This window comes from Dethiosulfatibacter sp., from assembly GCF_983023055.1.
The window spans coordinates 1-2,824 of sequence record NZ_CEZJXU010000352.1; the positions used below are offsets into that span (position 1 = coordinate 1).

Here is a 2,824-nt window from a genome sequence, read left to right on the forward strand (position 1 = left end):
TTGCTGCAGTTATAGGTATTAGCACTATTTGTGATAATATTTCAAGCTTGAGTAGAATATACAAGGAAGCATGGAACATATTGAGCATTGGAAAACGTTTGGATAAAGCCGGAGCTTTTTATATAAAGGATTATTTTAATGAAACTCTTTTATACAATTCTCCAACCAATATCAAGTATTTAGCAAACAGCTCCATACTTGATTTAAAAAAACAAGCTGATTGCCAAGAACTATTTAAAACCATCCGTGCATGGTATGATTCCGGCTTTAATCAAAGAAAGACTTCTGAAATGCTATATATACATAGGAATACCTTGAATTACAGAATAGAAAAAATCCAAAAAATATGTGGTGTAAATCTATTTAATCCAAGAGAAGCTCTAGATATATATATTACTATAATAATGATAGAATTAGACCTAGTAAAATAACAAACCCCATCTTTTGATGAGGTTTGTTTATAACCAATGGTTGTTATATATTGTTGTTATTTCTTTTCTTTTATTGGAATAATCACTTTGGTTATATGTTCTTCAATATTGTTGATGTCTACAGGTGAAATGATGAATTCATCTGAAGGATAACCATCAATCATATATTTATCGCTGTTTCTATTGATTAATTGTATCATTTTAATATAGGTCCCGACAATTGTTGAATAGTCTCCAACATGTATGCAGGTTGCTGCCAGAAAGCCTCCAAACCTGCGGAAACCAGGCTCATCTCTGAATTCATCAACTTCAATGGCAAATTCTACACTACAGTCTTTTTGAAGAAACTGATCAAGCATTTTTTCATAGTATGTAAGTATGATAGGGCCTTTTGTTTTCAAATTCATGGATTCAGCCACTTCTTTTATTTCAATCCATCTCTCAAGAGATACATCGGCATTGTCGTAGGTTTTTATAGGTTTTCGTATATAGAAAATGTTTTTAATAGGTATCTTTTCAAACTTAACAACATCAAAATCCTTGTCATAATCTTTCAATACGGCATTGTCGTAATAATCGAGTATGTGTACGCCTCTTTTTAGACGCTCCAGGAAATTTTCCCCTGAATCGTAAGCATTTTGTAAACTATTGATTTTTTCTGAAAGTTCATGTAATTTTATATTAATACTTGATTCTATACTTTTGGCATTATTGTCTTCAAGTATTGTCTTTATTTCCTTTAAGCTAAAATCAAGGGATTTAAGTTTTCGGATTATATAAAGAGATACTATCTGTTCTTTTGTATAATATCTATATTTGGTTTGTTCTTCTATATGCTTAGGTTTCAAAAGGCCAATTTCATCGTAATAACGCAAAGTTTTAATAGGCATATTGCATTTTTTCGAAACTTCTCCAATTTTATAATAGTCTTTATTCATTAAGGGTATTTACTCCTTCAATACATATTCAGATAATTATATCAAAAACAGAAAGTTTATTCAATAATTACATAATTCAAATAAAGCCAAAAACTATCCACCTACTGGATTGTTTTTGGCTTTTTGACTATAAATTATTTTGGGTTTTTAAAATTAGGGGTTGTCTGTCCAGTAACTGTATCAGATATTATCTAACCATAGCAACAAAATACAAATCAGAACAGTTAATAAAATGGAGGATTTAAAAATGGAAGGAAAAAAAGTAATACACAAAATGATGATGAAAGCAAGCGATGGACACTATGTTGGTGGACTTGTAAACGGAGCAAAGATAGCTGTAGCTTGGGGAGATGTTGGAACTGAACTTATGGTTCTTGTTGATGGAGACATCAGTTTATTCCTTGGGTATGACAGCATGGAGTTCACGGCACCTGTACATGTAGGGGATTTCATGGAATACCATGGATGGATAGAAAAAGTTGGAAACTGTTCTTACAAGTGTAAGTTCGAAGCTTATAAGGTTGCATGCATGTGTGACACAACAGACATGGATATGACTGGTATTGCATCTACAGCTGCAACCGCATGTGTACCTCCAGTGCTTTGTGGAACTGCAACTGGAAGTCTTTACATTGCTAAGGATAAGCAAAGAGGTTCTCAAGAGGCATCATTTGATAATGTAGTTCATGCAATAAAAGTTAAATCGTAAATACAAGTGAAAAAAATATTGACGAAATTGGAAAGACGGAAATTTATTCCGTCTTTCTGTGAATAAATTAAAATATATTATGAGGTGTAAGTAATGATGAATCAATCAAAACCGTTAAAGGGTGTAAGAGTCTTGGATTTAACTCAAGCATACAGTGGACCTTTCTGTACAATGAATCTGGCAGACCACGGTGCAGAAGTAATTAAGATCGAGAGACCTGGAATTGGTGATCAGACAAGAAATTGGGGTCCTATTGTTAATGGAGAAAGTGGTTACTTTGCATATATAAACCGAAACAAAAAAGGAATAACCATTGATTTGACAAAGGAAGAAGGAAAGGAAATTTTCAGGGATCTTATTAGAGAATCCGATGTTGTAGTTGAAAATTACAAGGTTGGAGTAATGGAAAAACTTGGATTCAGCTATGAAGTAATGAAGGAGATAAATCCTGGAATCATATACGGATCAATATCAGGTTTTGGCCTTGAAGGTCCTTTGTCTAAACGTCCTTGTTATGATATAGTAGCTCAGGCTATGAGTGGAATGATGAGTGTTACAGGGTTTTCAGACGGACCTCCATGTAAGATAGGTCCTTCAGTTGGTGATAGCTTTACAGGTGCATATCTTTGTATGGGTGTATTGATGGCGCTTTATCAAAGACAGGTTACAGGAGAAGGACAGAGACTTGACGTAGCGATGGTAGATACATTATTTTCAACTATGGAGAATTTTGTTGTTGAACATAC

The 2,824-nt window shown here is 33.4% G+C and carries 4 protein-coding genes; 3 read left to right on the forward strand and 1 reads right to left on the reverse strand.

The window, feature by feature from the left end; all coding sequences use genetic code 11:
- Nucleotides 1-431 (forward strand): PucR family transcriptional regulator (locus AC3AX0_RS10835; RefSeq protein ID WP_487550303.1); only part of this gene is annotated, 431 nt, incomplete at its 5' end.
- A 56-nt stretch (nucleotides 432-487) separates the two neighbouring features.
- On the opposite strand, the gene AC3AX0_RS10840 is transcribed toward AC3AX0_RS10835, so the two are convergent.
- The gene (locus tag AC3AX0_RS10840) at nucleotides 488-1,369 is read right to left on the reverse strand and encodes a MerR family transcriptional regulator (RefSeq protein ID WP_487550304.1); all 882 of its coding nucleotides are present in this window, start codon (nucleotides 1,367-1,369) and stop codon (nucleotides 488-490) included.
- Between the two features lie 247 nt (nucleotides 1,370-1,616).
- Here AC3AX0_RS10840 and AC3AX0_RS10845 point away from each other — a divergent pair, with 247 nt between their 5' ends.
- Together AC3AX0_RS10845 and AC3AX0_RS10850 are read left to right on the forward strand one after the other, a co-directional pair.
- Nucleotides 1,617-2,078, forward strand: a complete 462-nt coding sequence (locus AC3AX0_RS10845; RefSeq protein ID WP_487550305.1) for a hotdog fold domain-containing protein — start codon at nucleotides 1,617-1,619, stop codon at nucleotides 2,076-2,078.
- 93 nt (nucleotides 2,079-2,171) lie between these two features.
- Nucleotides 2,172-2,824 (forward strand): CaiB/BaiF CoA transferase family protein (locus tag AC3AX0_RS10850; RefSeq protein WP_487550306.1); only part of this gene is annotated, 653 nt, incomplete at its 3' end.

Coding starts and splice junctions, on each gene's coding strand:
- AC3AX0_RS10845 (WP_487550305.1), top strand. CDS start 1,617: ATGGAAGGAAAAAAAGTAATACACAAAATGATGATGAAAGCAAGCGAT.
- AC3AX0_RS10840 (WP_487550304.1), bottom strand. CDS start 1,369: ATGAATAAAGACTATTATAAAATTGGAGAAGTTTCGAAAAAATGCAAT.